The organism is Roseovarius aestuariivivens (assembly GCF_004761875.1).
Classification (GTDB): Bacteria; Pseudomonadota; Alphaproteobacteria; order Rhodobacterales; family Rhodobacteraceae; genus Roseovarius; species Roseovarius aestuariivivens.
The window spans coordinates 237,200-252,918 of the sequence record NZ_SJEY01000003.1; the positions used below are offsets into that span (position 1 = coordinate 237,200).

General features: G+C 65.0%; 15 protein-coding genes. 1 reads left to right on the forward strand and 14 read right to left on the reverse strand.

Annotated elements, in window-relative coordinates:
* Window positions 1–45 precede the first annotated feature (45 nt).
* The 7 genes from EZV60_RS06605 to ftsW all read right to left on the reverse strand — a co-directional run bounded on the left by EZV60_RS06605 (window position 46) and on the right by ftsW (window position 5,920).
* Window positions 46–309 (reverse strand): DUF2484 family protein, encoded by a 264-nt coding sequence (locus EZV60_RS06605; RefSeq protein WP_135503543.1) that lies wholly within the window; start codon window positions 307–309, stop codon window positions 46–48.
* Window positions 306–560 (reverse strand): DUF2484 family protein, encoded by a 255-nt coding sequence (locus EZV60_RS06610; protein WP_135503545.1) that lies wholly within the window; start codon window positions 558–560, stop codon window positions 306–308. Before EZV60_RS06610 ends, EZV60_RS06605 begins: the two co-directional genes overlap by 4 nt.
* Window positions 557–1,744, reverse strand: coding sequence for an APC family permease (locus EZV60_RS06615; protein ID WP_135503547.1), 1,188 nt, complete (start codon window positions 1,742–1,744; stop codon window positions 557–559). Before EZV60_RS06615 ends, EZV60_RS06610 begins: the two co-directional genes overlap by 4 nt.
* 41 nt (window positions 1,745–1,785) lie before the next feature.
* Window positions 1,786–2,064, reverse strand: a complete 279-nt coding sequence (locus tag EZV60_RS06620) for a DUF2484 family protein (RefSeq protein ID WP_135503549.1) — start codon at window positions 2,062–2,064, stop codon at window positions 1,786–1,788.
* A 103-nt stretch (window positions 2,065–2,167) separates the two neighbouring features.
* Complete coding sequence (murC, locus tag EZV60_RS06625; protein WP_135503551.1) at window positions 2,168–3,577, reverse strand: UDP-N-acetylmuramate--L-alanine ligase; 1,410 nt, start codon at window positions 3,575–3,577, stop codon at window positions 2,168–2,170.
* A gap of 29 nt (window positions 3,578–3,606) precedes the next feature.
* Window positions 3,607–4,710 (reverse strand): UDP-N-acetylglucosamine--N-acetylmuramyl-(pentapeptide) pyrophosphoryl-undecaprenol N-acetylglucosamine transferase, encoded by a 1,104-nt coding sequence (locus EZV60_RS06630; protein WP_135503553.1) that lies wholly within the window; start codon window positions 4,708–4,710, stop codon window positions 3,607–3,609.
* A gap of 43 nt (window positions 4,711–4,753) precedes the next feature.
* A complete protein-coding gene (gene ftsW, locus EZV60_RS06635; RefSeq protein ID WP_135503555.1) occupies window positions 4,754–5,920 on the reverse strand; it encodes a putative lipid II flippase FtsW in 1,167 nt (388 codons plus the stop codon).
* 236 nt (window positions 5,921–6,156) lie between these two features.
* Here ftsW and EZV60_RS06640 point away from each other — a divergent pair, with 236 nt between their 5' ends.
* Window positions 6,157–7,338, forward strand: a complete 1,182-nt coding sequence (locus tag EZV60_RS06640; RefSeq protein WP_135503557.1) for a BaiN/RdsA family NAD(P)/FAD-dependent oxidoreductase — start codon at window positions 6,157–6,159, stop codon at window positions 7,336–7,338.
* Here EZV60_RS06640 and EZV60_RS06645 read toward each other — a convergent pair.
* The 7 genes from EZV60_RS06645 to ftsL all read right to left on the reverse strand — a co-directional run bounded on the left by EZV60_RS06645 (window position 7,335) and on the right by ftsL (window position 15,719).
* Window positions 7,335–7,985, reverse strand: a complete 651-nt coding sequence (locus EZV60_RS06645; RefSeq protein WP_135503559.1) for an NYN domain-containing protein — start codon at window positions 7,983–7,985, stop codon at window positions 7,335–7,337. The genes EZV60_RS06640 and EZV60_RS06645 overlap by 4 nt on opposite strands.
* 152 nt (window positions 7,986–8,137) lie before the next feature.
* Window positions 8,138–9,538, reverse strand: a complete 1,401-nt coding sequence (murD, locus tag EZV60_RS06650) for a UDP-N-acetylmuramoyl-L-alanine--D-glutamate ligase (protein WP_135503561.1) — start codon at window positions 9,536–9,538, stop codon at window positions 8,138–8,140.
* Window positions 9,538–10,620 (reverse strand): phospho-N-acetylmuramoyl-pentapeptide-transferase, encoded by a 1,083-nt coding sequence (gene mraY, locus EZV60_RS06655; RefSeq protein ID WP_135503563.1) that lies wholly within the window; start codon window positions 10,618–10,620, stop codon window positions 9,538–9,540. Before mraY ends, murD begins: the two co-directional genes overlap by 1 nt.
* Window position 10,621: 1 nt before the next feature.
* Window positions 10,622–12,064 carry a UDP-N-acetylmuramoyl-tripeptide--D-alanyl-D-alanine ligase gene (locus EZV60_RS06660; protein WP_135503565.1) on the reverse strand — a complete coding sequence of 481 codons (1,443 nt, stop codon included), beginning with the start codon at window positions 12,062–12,064 and terminating at the stop codon, window positions 10,622–10,624.
* Window positions 12,061–13,560 carry a UDP-N-acetylmuramoyl-L-alanyl-D-glutamate--2,6-diaminopimelate ligase gene (locus EZV60_RS06665; RefSeq protein ID WP_135503567.1) on the reverse strand — a complete coding sequence of 500 codons (1,500 nt, stop codon included), beginning with the start codon at window positions 13,558–13,560 and terminating at the stop codon, window positions 12,061–12,063. The genes EZV60_RS06660 and EZV60_RS06665 overlap by 4 nt, the downstream gene beginning before the upstream one ends.
* A gap of 15 nt (window positions 13,561–13,575) precedes the next feature.
* Complete coding sequence (locus tag EZV60_RS06670) at window positions 13,576–15,369, reverse strand: peptidoglycan D,D-transpeptidase FtsI family protein (protein WP_135503569.1); 1,794 nt, start codon at window positions 15,367–15,369, stop codon at window positions 13,576–13,578.
* Window positions 15,366–15,719, reverse strand: a complete 354-nt coding sequence (gene ftsL / locus EZV60_RS06675; RefSeq protein ID WP_135503570.1) for a cell division protein FtsL — start codon at window positions 15,717–15,719, stop codon at window positions 15,366–15,368. The genes EZV60_RS06670 and ftsL overlap by 4 nt, the downstream gene beginning before the upstream one ends.

Consider the following 15,719-nt stretch of genomic DNA (forward strand, 5'->3'; position numbering starts at 1 on the left):
CCGCCGCGACGCCCCCTTTCTTCCTGACAGAACGACTCGAACCCCTCACGGCTCTTCCGGGCGCTTCGTCCCGAGCCGCCGGATCCAGCGGCTCAGATACACCACCGGCCAGCGCAAAAGGCTCATGCCCGCGACCAGCACCAGAAGCCCGATCCACGGCCCGTTCTCCCAGGTCACATAGCCCAGAAGCGGGATACCCAGCGCGACCAGCACATAGGCCCGTGTCCAGTGATTGTCCCGGCTCGGGATCATCGCGGCAAGATTGGCGGCCAGCGCCCAGAGGCAGGCCAGGATCAGTGACAGGGTCATTTCGGCACCTCCGGCTTGCGGCCCATCAGCCGCGCGGCGAAATATTTCAGCGGATTGCGGAACATCGAGATCAGCGCGAAGGCCGCAAGCCCGGCCATCAGCCCGCCATGATCCTGCGCGATCATCCAGATCAGCACCGGCGCCGCCAAAAGCAGCGCCACGCCCGGCACGTATTGGTAGCGCATCGGCAGAAACGCCACCACCGTGCCCGCAAGCACCCAAAGACAGCCCAGTGTCAGGCTCCAGCTCATGCCAATCCTCCTATCGTGAACGCGAAGGCGCCCAGCGACAGGATCAGCCCCGCCACCGGCACCGCCATGGGCACCGAGAAAACCGCCTCCGGCGCGCGCCGCTTGAGCGCGATCAGAGCACCGTTGACCAGAACGAAGACCCCCAGAAGCAGGGCCGAGGTCGCCTGCGCCAGATCCGCGATGGGCAGCGTCAGCGCCGCGCCGATCACCGCCGCCCCGATCAGACCCGTGCCCAGCACCGGCGTGCCGAATTTGGGATGCGCGTGGTGGAAGATCGCCAGCCGCCGGTGCCGCGCGCCAAGACCAAAGAGCACACGCGCCGCCATCACGATCTGCGCCAGCACGCCATTGAGCGCCGCGGCCACCGCGATCACCGACAAAAACGCCGCCGAGCCGCCCCGCGCCTCCTGCCACACCAGCGCCAGCGGCTGTTCGGAGACCGACAACCGCTCCAGCGGCACCGCGCGCACGGCGGCATAGGACACCAGCGCGTAAAGCAGGCTGGTGATGACAAGCGACAAGAGGATCGCGCGCGGCAGGGTCCGCGTGGGGTGCCGCACCTCCTCGGCCATGTTCACGATGTCCTCGAAACCGATAAAGGCGAAAAAGGCCAGCGTCGCGGCACTCGCCACGCCCGCCCACACGATCCCGGCAGGCGCGGCGAACGACGCCGCAGGCTCCGCCGTGATCCCGGCGAAGACGACAAGCGCCAGCCCGGTGACCTCGATCAGCGTGAAAAACGCGGCCAGCGCAAGGCTTTCCAGCACGCCGATCACCGCCACCGCCAACAACCCCGCGCCCATGACCGCCACGGTCGGACCGAATGGCAAACCGGTGATCGAGATGAGATAGCCCGACCCGCCCCGCAGGACCGCCGCCGCCGACACCGTCCCGGCGGCCACGATGGCCAGCCCGATGATCAGCCCCAGCCACGCCCGGCTGAACCCGGTCGCGACATAGGCCGCCTCGCCCGCTGCCTCGGGCAGACGCGTGGAAAACTCGGCATAGCTCAGCGCCGTCGGCGCCGCGATCAGCCCCGCGATCAGGAAAGACACCGGCGCCCAGACACCCGCCTGCGCGGCCACCGCGCCGACCAGAACATAGATGCCCGCGCCCACCATGACGCCCACGCCATAGGCCGTCAGAAGGCCCAGTCCGATCCGGCGTTGCAGCATGTCGGCCATGTCGCGCGGCCTCCTTCGTCAGTCTTCGCGATGGATCGGGATCACTCCGTCACCTCGTGCCGGTGGCCGGCATAGCCCCGCACCCGGCCGGTGTCGGACCTCTCGTGGCCCGCCCGGCCAAAGGGCCAGCGGATCATCAGCATCAGCGCCACCGCCATAAGCCCGGCCACATCCGGGCCCATCTCCTGCGCGGCAAGAACAACCAGCACCGGCGCCGTCACGCACAGCGCAATAGACGGGCTGTGCCACCAGCGCCGCGGCAAATGCGGCACCAGCGCGGACAGCACGATCCACAAGACCGTTGCAAGAACCAAGACCATATCACACCTCTCCTTCGTCAGCGATCTCCGCGGGCAGCGAGGCGGAAGGATGTCGATTTCGGGCCGCCGTCCAGCACCATGGCGGCCCCTGTTTTACGAAACGTTACTCTGCGTCCGTCGCAGTCAGCTTCGCGGGCAGGCCGTTGGCCCAGCCCGAGATCGTGCCGGCGCCGAGACAAACGACCATGTCGCCCGGTCCCGCCTGTTCCTTGACCAGCCGGACAAGGTCATCCTCGCCCAGAATGGCGCGGGCGTGCCGGTGGCCATGGCGGATAAGCCCCGCCACCAGGTCGTCGCGCGTGGCGCCCTCGATCGGCTCCTCACCGGCGGCATAGACCTCGGCGATGGCGACCACGTCGGCATCGTTGAAACAGGCACAGAAATCATCGAAAAGCGTGTGCAGCCGCGTATACCGGTGCGGCTGGTGCACGGCGATGATCCGCCCCTCGGTGGCTTGCCGCGCGGCCTTCAGAACGGCGGCGATCTCGACCGGGTGATGCCCGTAATCGTCGATGATCGTCACACCGTTCACCTCGCCCACGCGGGTGAAGCGGCGGTTGACGCCGCCGAAGGCGGCCAGCGCCTCGCGGATCTCGTCCGGTGTCATGCCCAGATGCCGCGCCACGGCCACAGCCGACAGCGCGTTCGACACGTTGTGATCGCCCGGCATCGGCAGGCTGCAGCCCTCGATCACCAGACCCTCGGCCTGCAGCGCCACGTCGAAATGCGCCACGCCGGCCTTGTAGCTCAAGTTCACGGCCCGCACGTCGGCCTGCGCGTTGAACCCGAAGGTGACGATGCGGCGGTCGGTGATCTTGCCCACCAGCGTCTGCACGTCCGGATCGTCGGTACAGCAGATCGCCAGCCCGTAGAACGGGATGTTCGACACGAAATCCAGAAACCCCTGGTGCAGCGCCTCTTCCGAACCCCAGTGATCCATGTGCTCGGGGTCGATATTGGTCACGATGGCGATCGTCGCGGGCAGCCGGTTGAAGGTGCCGTCGCTCTCGTCGGCCTCCACCACCATCCATTCGCCCTGCCCGACCCGCGCGTTGGATCCATAGGCATGGATAATCCCGCCATTGATCACCGTGGGGTCATACCGCCCGTGATCCAGGAGTGCCGCCACCATCGTCGTCGTCGTCGTCTTGCCATGGGTGCCCGCGACCGCGACATTGGATTTCAAACGCATAAGCTCGGCCAGCATCTCGGCCCGGCGCACCACCGGCAGGCCGCGCCGCCGCGCCTCGTCCAGTTCCGGATTGCCCGGTTTGATCGCGGTCGACACCACCACGACCTCCGCCTCGTCCAGGTTTTCAGGCGCCTGTCCCTCAAAGATCGTGGCGCCCTTCTTGACCAGCCGTTGCGTGATCGGCGTCGATCTCAGGTCAGAGCCCTGCACGGTATAGCCGAAATTAAGCAGCACCTCCGCGATCCCCGACATGCCGATGCCGCCGATACCCACGAAATGGATCGGCCCCACATCGCCCGGAAGCTTGGTCGCTGCATTCATCGGTGCGGCTCCTTCCCATCTGAAATCCCTCATGTGCCGGCTCTCCCTGCTAGTTCTTCCACCATATCCGCCAGATGCTGCGGCGCATCGGGCATCGCGACCGACAGCGCCGCCCGAGACATCTGCAACGCGCCTTCGGGATTCGTCAGCACGGCGGCTATCTGCTCCGAAAGCGTCTCGACCGCAAGCCGGCTCTCGGGAATCACGATCGCCGCGCCGGCTTTCGCCAGTCCCTTGGCGTTCGCCGCCTGATGATCCGCCGCCGCGGCGGCATAGGGGATCAGGATGCTGGGCCGCCCGATGACCGAGATATCGGCCACGCTGCTGGCCCCGGCGCGGCTGATCACCAGCTGCGCCTCGGACATGCGCGCCGGCACGTCCCGGAAAAACGGCTGCACCTCGGCATCTATGCCCGCGTCGGCATAATAGGCAGCCACCCGCGCGCCATCCTCGTCGCGCGCCTGATGGCTGACCCGGATATTGCGCAAAATCTCGGGCGGCAGATCCGCAATGGCGGGCGGCACCACGTCACTCAGAATGCGCGCGCCCTGGCTGCCGCCGATGACGAGGATCGACATCGGGTAATCGCCCGGCGGGATATAGCCCGCGCCGGCGCGCTCCAAGACGGCCGCGCGCACCGGATTGCCCACATGGACGGCCTCTGCGCCCGCAGGCACCGCCGTGGGCCAGGTGCCGCAGGCCACGACCGCGACGCGCTTGGCGAACAGCGTGTTCACCCGGCCCAGAACGCCGTTCTGCTCATGAATAAGGCGCGGACGGCGCAGGATCACCGCCGCCGCCAGCGCCGGAATGCTCGGATAGCCGCCAAAGCCCACCACCACCTCCGGCCGGTCGCGCAGCATCCGCAACGTCGCGCCAAGAACGCCGCCCAGGATGTGAAACGGGGCCAGCAGCTTGTTCACCAGTCCGCCGCGCGCAAAGGTGGCGCTGGCCACCTGCTCGATCTGGGTGGAATGCGGAAACCCGCCGGTATAGCGCGCGCCGCGCGCATCGGTCGACAGCTTCACGCGCCAGCCCCGGCGCAGCATCACCTCCGCCAGCGCCTGCGCCGGGAACATATGCCCGCCCGTGCCACCGGCGGCGATCACCAGCAGGGGTGCGCGCTCGGCCATCATTGCCCGCCCTCCCGTAGGCCGTGCTTCAGCGCGGCGTCTGTCACCGGCCCCGCCCCCGCAGCAAATCGTTGATCTCGCCCTGAGGCCGCGAGCGCGTGAAGGCAAAGAGCATGCCCACCGCGATCCCCGTCGCGATAAGGGACGATCCGCCATAGCTCACGAAGGGCAGCGTCATGCCCTTGGCGGGCAAAAGCCGCACCGCGACGCCCATGTTGATCATCGCCTGCACGCCAAACATCGCCACAAGGCCCGTTCCGGCAAGGCGAATGAACGTATCCCGCTCCCGCATCAGGCGGCTGAGCGACCGCACCACGATGCCGGTGTAAAGCGCGATGATCACCATCACGAGGACAAGGCCGTATTCCTCGGCCGCCACGGCGATGATAAAATCCGTATGCGCGTCGGGCAGCGACCACTTGACCGATCCCTCGCCCACGCCCACGCCGAAAAACCCGCCTTCCATGATCGCATTGGTGGCAAAGCCCAGCTGCGTGTTGGGGTCCACGTCGGGGCTCAGAAACCCGTCGATGCGGCGCGCGAAATGCTCGGAATTGGAATAGGCCAGCGTGCCGGCGAAAACGACCGCACCCGCGATCATGACCAGAAGCAGGATCGGCGCGCCGGCCACGAAATACATGACACCCCAGCCGAACAGAACCAGACAGGCCTGTCCGAAATCCGGCTGCAGCGCCAGCATCAGCACGATCAGCACCGCGATGAAGAACGACAGCTTCATGCCCGGCGGCCCGTTGATCTCCTGGCTTGCCGCCATCAGCCACGCGGCCACGACGACAAAGCCGGGCTTGAGGAATTCAGACGGCTGCAGCGCGGCAAAGCCAAGGCTGTACCACCGCACTGCCCCCTTGCCGAAATCCGTGCCGAAGACCGGCAGGAGCGCCAGCGCCACGAAGGCCGCCAGAAAGCCCACCACCGCCAGACGCCGCACAAGCTGCGGGCTCATCATCGAGGTGAGCATCATCGCAGTCAGCGCCATGAACCCGAACGCCGCCTGCCGCTGCACGTAGTGAAAAGGCTCGAACCCGTTCTTCTCCGCCAAGGGCGGCGACGCCGCCAACCCCAGCAGGATGCCGATCCCGAACAGGATCAGCACACAGGACACCGACCACTTGTCGATCGTCCGCCACCATTTCGGAAGGATAGGCTCGACATCCCGCACGGGCGCCGCGCCATAGACCATCTCTGTCATATGAACCGCCGAAGACTGCCTCAAATCGCCCCTTAAGGGGTCTATCCGGTTAGTGTAGCCAATTCGGGAGACTCCGGAAAGAGTTTTGTGCCGCCCTCCGCGGTGACCCGCCGGACGCTGACCCGGAAACCGCAGGTTTTGTTTTGTACAAAATGGAGAAACCGGGCGTCAGACATGCTTCATTTTGTACAAAACACCGCGCTTGACCTCTCCCGCCCGCTTTGGCACGGGACGTCATGGACGTGACAACCCTGATCCTCGGCGCCGGCGCCGCCGGCATGATGTGCGCGGCCCATGCAGGCCCAGGCGTGCTTGTGGTAGATCACGCCAAGGCCCCGGGCGAAAAAATCCGCATCTCGGGCGGCGGGCGATGCAATTTCACCAACTTGCATACAAGTCCTGACAACTTCCTGTCGCAGAATCCGCATTTCTGCAAATCGGCGCTAAGCCGTTATACACAATGGGCTTTTATAGACCTCGTCGACCGCCACGGCATCGGCTGGCACGAGAAAAACCTCGGCCAGCTCTTCTGCGACGGCAAGTCCGCAGCGATCATCGCCCTGCTGCGCGCCGAGATGGACAAGGCCGGCGCCACGCTCTGGCTGCGCACCTCGCTTGCCGATCTTACCCACGACGGCACCCGCTTCCGCACCATGCTGGAGCGCGAGGGAAAACGCCACGAGGTCACCGCGCAAAACCTCGTCGTCGCCACCGGCGGCAAGTCCATCCCCGCCATGGGGGCCACCGGCTTAGCCTATGATATTGCACGTCAATTCGGGCACAGCCTGACCGAAACGCGCCCCGCGCTCGTGCCGCTCACCTTCTCCGACAAACGCTTTGCGCCGATTTCCGGCGTCGCCGCCCCGGCCCGCGTGACCGCCGGTGACGGCGCTTTCGAAGAAGCCGTTCTCTTCACCCATCGCGGCCTCTCCGGCCCTGCGGTTCTGCAGGCCTCCTCCTATTGGCACGAAGGCGAGGAAATCATTCTCGATCTCGACCCTGAATCCCGTCTTTTCAGTGCCTTACGTGAACAGCGCGCCAAGGCGGGCCGCCGGCTTCTGACCACGGAACTGGCCCACCACCTGCCCGCGCGGCTTGTCGAACACCTGGCGTCAGATCTGGGTTTGCACGGCAATCTCGCCGATCAGTCCGATACCCGCCTGCAGGAGATCACCCATGCCCTGCGCGACTGGCGGCTCAAGCCCAACGGCTCCGAGGGGTACCGCACCGCAGAAGTGACATTGGGCGGCGTCGACACGGCCGGACTTTCGTCGAAAACTATGATGAGCAACGTCCTTCAAGGCCTTTATTTCATTGGAGAATGCGTCGATGTCACCGGTTGGCTCGGCGGCTATAATTTCCAGTGGGCCTGGTCCTCTGGCTTTGCCGCGGGACAGGCCATCGCGCGATCAGGCTAGACAACGAAGCCCGCGGGCTTGAACCGCACCTTCGCTGCGGCGCCCTTGGGGTCAACATCATAAAGGCTCACACGAGTGATCAAATAACTTCGCCACCTTTTTTCCGGCAAGCTACTGATCCGTACGCCGTGACTCGAATACATTTTCGCGGCAAGCTCGGCCAGACGCATCCCCTGTCCGTTCTTGCTGTGCTGAGCGATCGTTGTCCGTATCTGACGATCTAGATCGGTAACGCAATGCATCGGCTTCGGATTGCCAATGACTTCGAATTCGGTGCAGGCCGCGCGGAAAACCGCTGGCGTCTTTGCTTCGCCCATTCCGATCACCGGCCTGCCGAGCTCGCGTAAGCGGCTGGCGACATGAGAAAAATCCCCATCCGAGCTGACGATCACGAAGCCACCTACATCATCGCGAAAAGCAAGAACCATCGCGTCTATAGAAAGAAGAATATCTGCCGCGTTCTTTCCGGTCCCGGCGTGGATCAACCGGACACCGGGTTGGGCATCCCAATCCTTGCGCAGGCTCGCATCAGCATATGTGCGCCATATATCAACCTGACCCCTTGCGCAGGCACTCCGCCGGATCTGGTCAAGGTGCTGCGCCCCAACATTGTCCCCGTCGATCAGGACGGCAAAGCGTGTCGTCATGCGAATTCCTTCAAACCTCGCGTTCAGGTTGAAAGAGCAATGTGTCGGTTTTTTGGCGGTGTCAGGACGCCAAGTATCGCAAGATGTGCAAATATGATCGCAACGATGGTGCCCTCGATTCCAATCGGGCAGCATGAGGGCAATTTCGCAAGCTACTGTAATCGGGTGAGAACTTCCGCGATAAAATCCTCACCGCGCTGCTCGAAATTGTCGTACTGATCGAAACTTGCCGCCGCCGGAGCAAGCAGCACCGTCTCGCCCGCTTCCGCCTCCGCCATCGCCCGGGCCACGGCCGCCTCCATCGTGGTGCAGATCTCCGTCTCGACCCCGTCAAGCTGAACCGCGAACGCCGCCGCTTCGCGGCCGATAACGTAAGCCTTTACAACATGTTGCAGGCCGGGCTTCAGCTCGGCAACACCGCCTTCCTTCTCCAGCCCGCCGCAGATCCAGCGGATACGCGGGAAGGCCAAAAGCGCCATGAGCGCTGCATCGACATTGGTGGCCTTGCTGTCGTTCACATACGTGACCCCGCCTTGCTCGGCGACCAGTTGAGACCGGTGCGGCAGGCCTTCAAAGCTGTGGAAACCAGCCTCGATCACGCGCGGCGCAAGGCCGAGTGCACGACAGGCCGCATAGGCCGCGCAGGCGTTCTGGTGATTGTGCCGGCCCGGCAGGCCCTTGATCTTGCGAAGGTCAATCGATCCCGCCTGCCGCCCCTTGCGATATTCCGAAAGAAAACCCTTTCGCGCGAACACGCTCCAGCCCGGACCTGTCAGCTTGGTCTCCGCCGAGATGCGGATCACCCGGTCATCGCCCGGCCCCTCAGACAGTTGGCCGGCCAGGAATCGTCCTTCGTCCTCATCCATGCCGATCACCGCGCGATCCGGTCCGCCCTCGGCAAAAAGCCGCCGTTTTGCTGCGAAGTACCCGCCCAGACCGCCATGCCGGTCCAGATGGTCAGGGCTGAGATTGGTGAAAACCGCCACATCCGGCGTCAGCGCACGGGCCAGTTCGGTCTGATAGCTGCTGAGTTCGAGCACCACCACGCCGCCGTCGCCGGGCGGATCGATATCCAGCACGCCACGCCCGATATTGCCCGCCAGCTGCGCCTCCTTGCCAGCCTCTTGCAGCACGTGATGGATAAGCGCCGACGTGGTGGATTTCCCGTTGGAGCCGGTGACCGCCACCACCTTTGGCGGCTGGTCCATCTGGTGCCAGCCGTTCTGGCCCAGAGAGCGGAAGAACAGCCCGATATCGTTGTCCACCGGGATCCCGGCCTCGAGCGCCGCAGCCACGGCACTGTTGGGCTTGGGGTAAAGATGCGGAATGCCGGGGCTTACGATCAGCGTCGCGATATCGGCGAAATGCTCGGCTCGGGTCATCGGCATGACCTCGAACCCTTCATCCTCGGCACGTGCCCGCGCATCGGGGTTGTCGTCCCAGCAGACGGGCGTGGCGCCCCCCGCGCGCAAAGCCCGCGCCGCCGACAGGCCAGAGCGCCCCAGCCCAAGGATCGCGACCCGTTGGCCCGCGAAACCGCTGACGGGGATCATCAGCGCACCTTCAACGTGGCCAGCCCGATAAGCGCGAGGATCACCGCGATAATCCAGAAGCGGATGACGATCTGCGGCTCCGCCCAGCCTTTTTTCTCATAATGGTGGTGGATGGGCGCCATCAGGAATACGCGCTTGCCGGTGCGCTTGAAGTAGAGAACCTGGATGATCACCGAAAGCGCCTCGACCACGAAGAGACCGCCAACGATACCAAGGACGATCTCGTGCTTGGCGGCCACAGCGATAGCGCCAAGCGCGCCACCCAAGGCCAGTGACCCGGTGTCGCCCATGAACACCGCCGCCGGCGGGGCGTTGTACCACAAAAACCCAAGCCCCGCACCTGCAAGTCCCGCCACGAAGACGAGGATTTCACCGGTGCCCGGCACGTAATGCACGTCGAGATATTCGGTAAAGTCCACGCGGCCCACGGCATACGCGATAATGCCAAGTGCACCCGCGGCGATCATCACCGGCATGATCGCGAGGCCGTCGAGACCGTCCGTCAGGTTCACCGCGTTGGCCGCCCCAACGATCACGAACATGGCAAAAGGAATGAAGAAAATTCCGAGGTTGAGCAGCGTATCCTTGAAGACAGGCAAGGCCAGTTGGAACTGCAGCGCATCGGGGTGATGCACCGTCGCCCAGTATGCCGCCAGCCCAGCAATCAGAAAGCCCAGCCCCAGCCGCACCTTACCCGGCACGCCCTTGACGTTCTGCTTGGAAACCTTGGCATAATCGTCCCAGAATCCGATCAGACCGAAACCGAGCGTGACAAGCGCCACCATCCACACGAAGGGATTGTCGAGCCGCGCCCAGAGCATGGTCGCGAACAAGAGCGAGCCCACGATCAGGAGACCACCCATCGTGGGCGTGCCCGCCTTGACGAAATGCCCCTCGGGCCCGTCATCTCGGATCGGCTGGCCTTTGCCCTGCGTTCTGCGCAACACGTTGATCAGCGGCGGACCGAAGAGGAAGCCGAAGAAAAGCGCGGTCATGAAGGCCCCGCCAGCCCGGAAGGTGATGTAGCGGAAAAGGTTGAAGAAATCCCCGCCATCGGACCACGCGGTCAGCCAATAGAGCATGTCAGTCTTCCCTTCCCTCGCTCGGGCCGCCCCGTGCGCAACGGCGCAGCGCGTCAACCACGAGGCTGACCTTGCTGCCTTTCGAACCCTTGACCAGCACCACGTCGCCCGCGTCGATCAGGCGATGCGCCTCGGCGGCCAGCCGCTCCGCGGTTTCCGAAAATTGTCCGCGCTTGTCCTGCGGCAGGGCCTCGTAAAGAGCGCGCATGCGCGATCCCACACAGTGCACCCGGGCCAGACCGTCCATCGCCGGCAATCGCGCCAGATCGGCATGCAGGGTCATCTCGTCGGCGCCAAGTTCAAGCATCTCGCCCAGAATGGCGATGCGCCGCCCGGCGCTCACGCGCCCGATCCCGTCGCGCGGCTCGGCGGCGGCCAGCACCTCGAGCGAGGCAGCCATCGAGGCCGGGTTCGCGTTGAAGGCGTCGTCGATAAGGTCAATGGTCAGCGCCTCGTCGGCAATATCGAGACACAGTGTCTCGCGCGTGCCGCGTCCGGCGGGCGGATGCCAGCGGCCCAGATCGCCGATCGCCACGGCCCGGTCCGCGCCGAGCGTCTCGGCGGCGGCGAGTACGGCAAGGGCGTTTCTCGCGAAATGACGTCCCGCACTACCCACCTTGAAGACGAAGCGCCCCGCGCGGTCTTCGGCGTGGGCCACGGTGATCGCATCGTGTAGTTCCACCTGCGTGAGGCGCATATCGCAGGCATCCGTCTCGCCGAAGGTCACGATCCGCGCGCCAACAGCCTCGGCGGCCTCGCGCAGGATCGGCGCGGTCTCGATATCTGCATTCAGGATCGCGGTGCCCCCGGGCTCCAGCCCGCTCAGGATCGATGCCTTTTCATGGGCGATCCCTTCGATATTCTTGAAAGCCTCCAGGTGCGCGGGCGCGACGGTGGTGATGATGGCCACATGCGGGCGGGCCATCTGTGACAGCGGTGCGATCTCGCCGGGATGGTTCATGCCGATTTCGATCACGGCGAATTTCGTGTCGGCCGGCATTCGCGCCAGCGTCAGAGGCACGCCCCAATGATTGTTGTAGCTGGCTTCGGCCGCATGCGTGGTCCCCTGTCCACGCAGCACGTCGCGCAGCATTTCCTTCGTCGAGGTCTTGCCGACCGAACCCGTCACCGCCACCACCTGCGCCTTGGTGCGCGCCCGCGCGGCGCGGCCCAGGGCTTCGAGCGCAGGCAGAACCTCTTCGACGATCAGAAGCGGCGCATCCTCGGGCACGCCTTCGGGTCGGTGGCTGACCAGCGCCGCGGCGGCGCCCCTTTCCAGCGCTTGCGCCACAAACTCATGCCCGTCCCGCGCATCCTTCAGCGCCACGAAAAGATCGCCGGGCGATAGCGTGCGGGTGTCGATGGACACACCCTGCGCCTGCCAGTCACCGGTCGCCTGCCCACCCGTGGCGGCGGCGGCCTCGGCGGCGGTCCAAAGGCTCATGCCCCTTCCCCGTCCAGCGCGGCGACGGCGACACTGGCCTGTTCGCAATCGTCAAACGGAAAGATATCGTCGCCGACGATCTGCCCGGTCTCGTGACCTTTGCCGCAGATCAGCAGCGCATCGCCGGGGCCAAGCGCGTCGACGCCCCGCAAAATCGCTTCGGCCCGGTCGGCCACTTCCAGGACTTCGGCACGCGACCCTGCCGCGCCCGCGCCCTCCATGACCGCCGCGCGGATCGCAGCGGGATCTTCCGACCGCGGGTTGTCGTCGGTCACGATGACCATGTCGGCCGCTTCGGCTGCGGCGCGGCCCATCAGCGGGCGCTTTGTGCGGTCCCGGTCGCCTCCCGCGCCGACGATGGCGATAAGACGGCCCAGAACGTGCGGGCGCAGTGCTTCGATAGCGGTGGCGACCGCGTCTGGCGTATGGGCATAATCCACGAAAACCGACGCCCCGGTCGACCGGCTGGCCGCAAGCTGCATGCGGCCCCGAACGGTTTTCATATGCGCCAAGGTGGCGAACACCCGTTCGGGATCGGCACCGGCCGCAATCACCAGACCTGCGGCCAGAAGCACGTTATCGGCCTGGAAGCCCCCGATAAGGCCAAGCGAGACCTGAAAGACCTGCCCACGCCAGTCAAAGCGCAAGGTCTGCCCCGTAGGCGAAAAAACCCGGTTGAGCAGCCGCAGGTCCGCGCCTTCGTCACGTCCGACGGCCAGTACGTCCCGCCCCTTGGAATTGGCAACGGCGGCCATCTTGGGCCCTCGCGGGTCGTCCACGTTGATCACCGCGATCCCGTCCTCGGGCAGCACGCGGCGGAAAAGCCCGGATTTGGCGTGGAAATAGTCGTCGAAATCGGCGTGGTAATCGAGATGGTCCTGGCTGAGGTTCGTGAATCCCGCGGCGACAAGCCGTACCCCGTCAAGCCGCCGTTGCGCCAACCCGTGAGAAGACGCTTCCATTGCGACATGGGTGATGCCCTGCGCGTCGGCCTCGGCTAGGGTGCGATGCAGGGTGATGGGTTCGGGCGTGGTATGGGCCAGCGGCGCCGACCATCCACCCTCGACGCCCGTGGTGCCCATATTGATCGCATCAAACCCCAGCTGGGTCCAGATCTGGCGGGTGAAGCTCGCCACCGAGGTCTTTCCGTTCGTCCCCGTCACGGCGACTACGACCTCGGGCTGTGCGCCGAACCACAAGGCCGCGGCAAAGGCCAATGTCTGGCGGGCGTCTTCGGCCACGATCAGAGCAGCATCGCTATTTGCAAGCGCGTCGGCGGCCAGTTTCACGCCTTCGCTGTCCGTCAGGATCGCCGCCGCCCCTTTTTCAAGCGCCATCTCGATGAATTCCGCGCCGTGCCGCTCGGTCCCGGGCAGGGCCGCGAACAGCGTGCCCGTTCCGACCTGCCGGCTGTCGACGGCTAGACCGGTGACGTCTGTGTGCCGGCCGCCCTGGGCGGTCAGACCCAGCTCTCCCAAGGATTTGCTCTGCCCCACCGCTTTGGCCTTCGATTACTGGTTGGCGCTTGATGTCAGCGTTATACCGCTTAATGGCGCAGGTTCAATCTCGGGTCGCAATCCCAGAAGCGGCGCCACCCGGCGGGTGATCTCGGCGGCCACCGGCACCGCGGTCCAGCCCGCCGTGCGGCGCGGTTCGGATCCCGAGGTTTCGACGGGTTCGTCCAGCGTGACGACCAGAACATAGCGCGGATTATGTGCCGGAAAGACGCTGGCGAAGGTGGCGATCACCTTGTCGTCGTAATAGCCGCCGCCGCGTTCCTTCGGCTTGTCCGCCGTGCCGGTCTTGCCGCCGACGGCATAGCCTTCGACCTCGCCAAATGTCGCGGTGCCTTCGGTCACCACGGCGCGCAACATGGTCATGACCTGCGCCGCCGTTCGCTCGGACACGACCCGCTCTCCCGCGGCATTGCCGCCGCCCTTCAGGACCGTCGGCGTCACCACGCGCCCGCCATTGGCCAGCGTCGCGAATCCCGCCGCGAGATGCAGCGGCGATGAGGACAGGCCATGCCCGTAGGAAATCGTCATCGTTGACAGCTCGGACCACTTCGGTGGCAAAAGCGGCTTGCCGCCCTTGGCTTCCACGATCTCAAGCGCGGTCGGCTCGAAAAAACCGAGCTTTTGCAGAAACGCCTTCTGTCGCGCCGTCCCGATCATCTGCGCGATCCGCGCGGTGCCGATATTCGAGGATTTGATCAGCACCATGGCGGTGCTGAGTTCGGGGCCGTAATTGTGGAAATCGCGGATACGGTGCTTGCCCCACCGCAGCGGGCCCTTGGTATCGATCATCGTCGAGGGGTTGACGATCCCCAGATCCAGCGCCTGCGCGATGGCGAAGGTCTTGAAGGTCGAGCCAAGCTCGTAGACCCCCTGTACTGCCCGGTTGAAGAGCGGGCTGTCGGACGGGCTGCCCTCCACCGGCGGGGCAGGCCGGTCATTCGGGTCGAAATCCGGCAATGACGCCATGGCGAGCACCTCGCCGGTCTGCACCTCCATCAGAACCGCCGCAGCGCCCTTCGCGTTCATCAGCATCATGCCGCCTTCGAGCACCCGCTCGGTCGCGGATTGCACGGAAAGATCGATCGACAGTTCCAGCGGCAGATGCGCCCGGCCCGGATCACGAAGGCGGTCGTCGAACTGTTTTTCGATACCGGCTACGCCGATCACCTCGGCGGCGTGTACGCCTTCCCGCCCGAAACTGGCTCCGCCAAGTATATGTGCGGCCAGTTTGCCATTGGGATAAAGCCGCATTTCGCGCGGTCCAAAAAGCAGGCCCGGCTCGCCGATGTCATGAACCGCCTGCATCTGTTCGGGGCTGAGCTTCTTCTTGACCCAAAGGAACTTGCGCTTGCCGGTAAAATCCTTCGTCAGACGCGCCACATCTAGATCGGGAAAGATATCGGCCAGCGCCTGCGCGGCGCGTTCGGGTTCGACCATCTGCTGAGGCTGGGCATAAAGGCTGTGGGTTTCGAAATTGGTGGCAAGGATGCGGCCCTTGCGGTCCACGATATCGGCGCGCTGCGCGACGATTTCAGCCCCGGCCACGCCCGCGCGCGGCTCGGCGGGTTCGGCATTCGCCAGAAGTCCCATCCGCGCGCCGATCGTGGCGAAGGCGCAGAAAAAGAACACGCCCAGCACCAAAAGACGCCCCTCGGCGCGAAGCCGGGCGCGGTCACGCATTTCCTCGTGGCGCAGCCGGATATTCTCACGCTCGATCACGTCCGGGTTTTCGCCCTTGTCACGGGCCGAAAGGATTCGCGCCAGCGGGCGCAGCGGCGTGCGGATCATTCCCCGTCCTCCCGCGGTTCAAGGTTGATGACATCGATGGCATTCATGATCGGTAGCGGGTCGGGTTCGGGATAGCTGATCTGGTCAATCCGGCCGAACTGGTAGGGTTGCAGCGGCAAAAGCCCGAGACTGTCGAAATTGATCTCGGCCAGATCGCGAAGCCGGTCCGGACGGTTGAGATAGGCCCACTCCGCGTTGAGAACACGCAAACGCTGGCGGGCCTCCGAAATCTGGCTTTGCAGCGACACGGACCGCGCCTGCGCCTCCTGCGTCTGATAATTCTCGCGATAGGCCCAGAACGCGAGGCCAATGACCATGATGGCACTCAGAACGTAAAGAACGCTACGCAT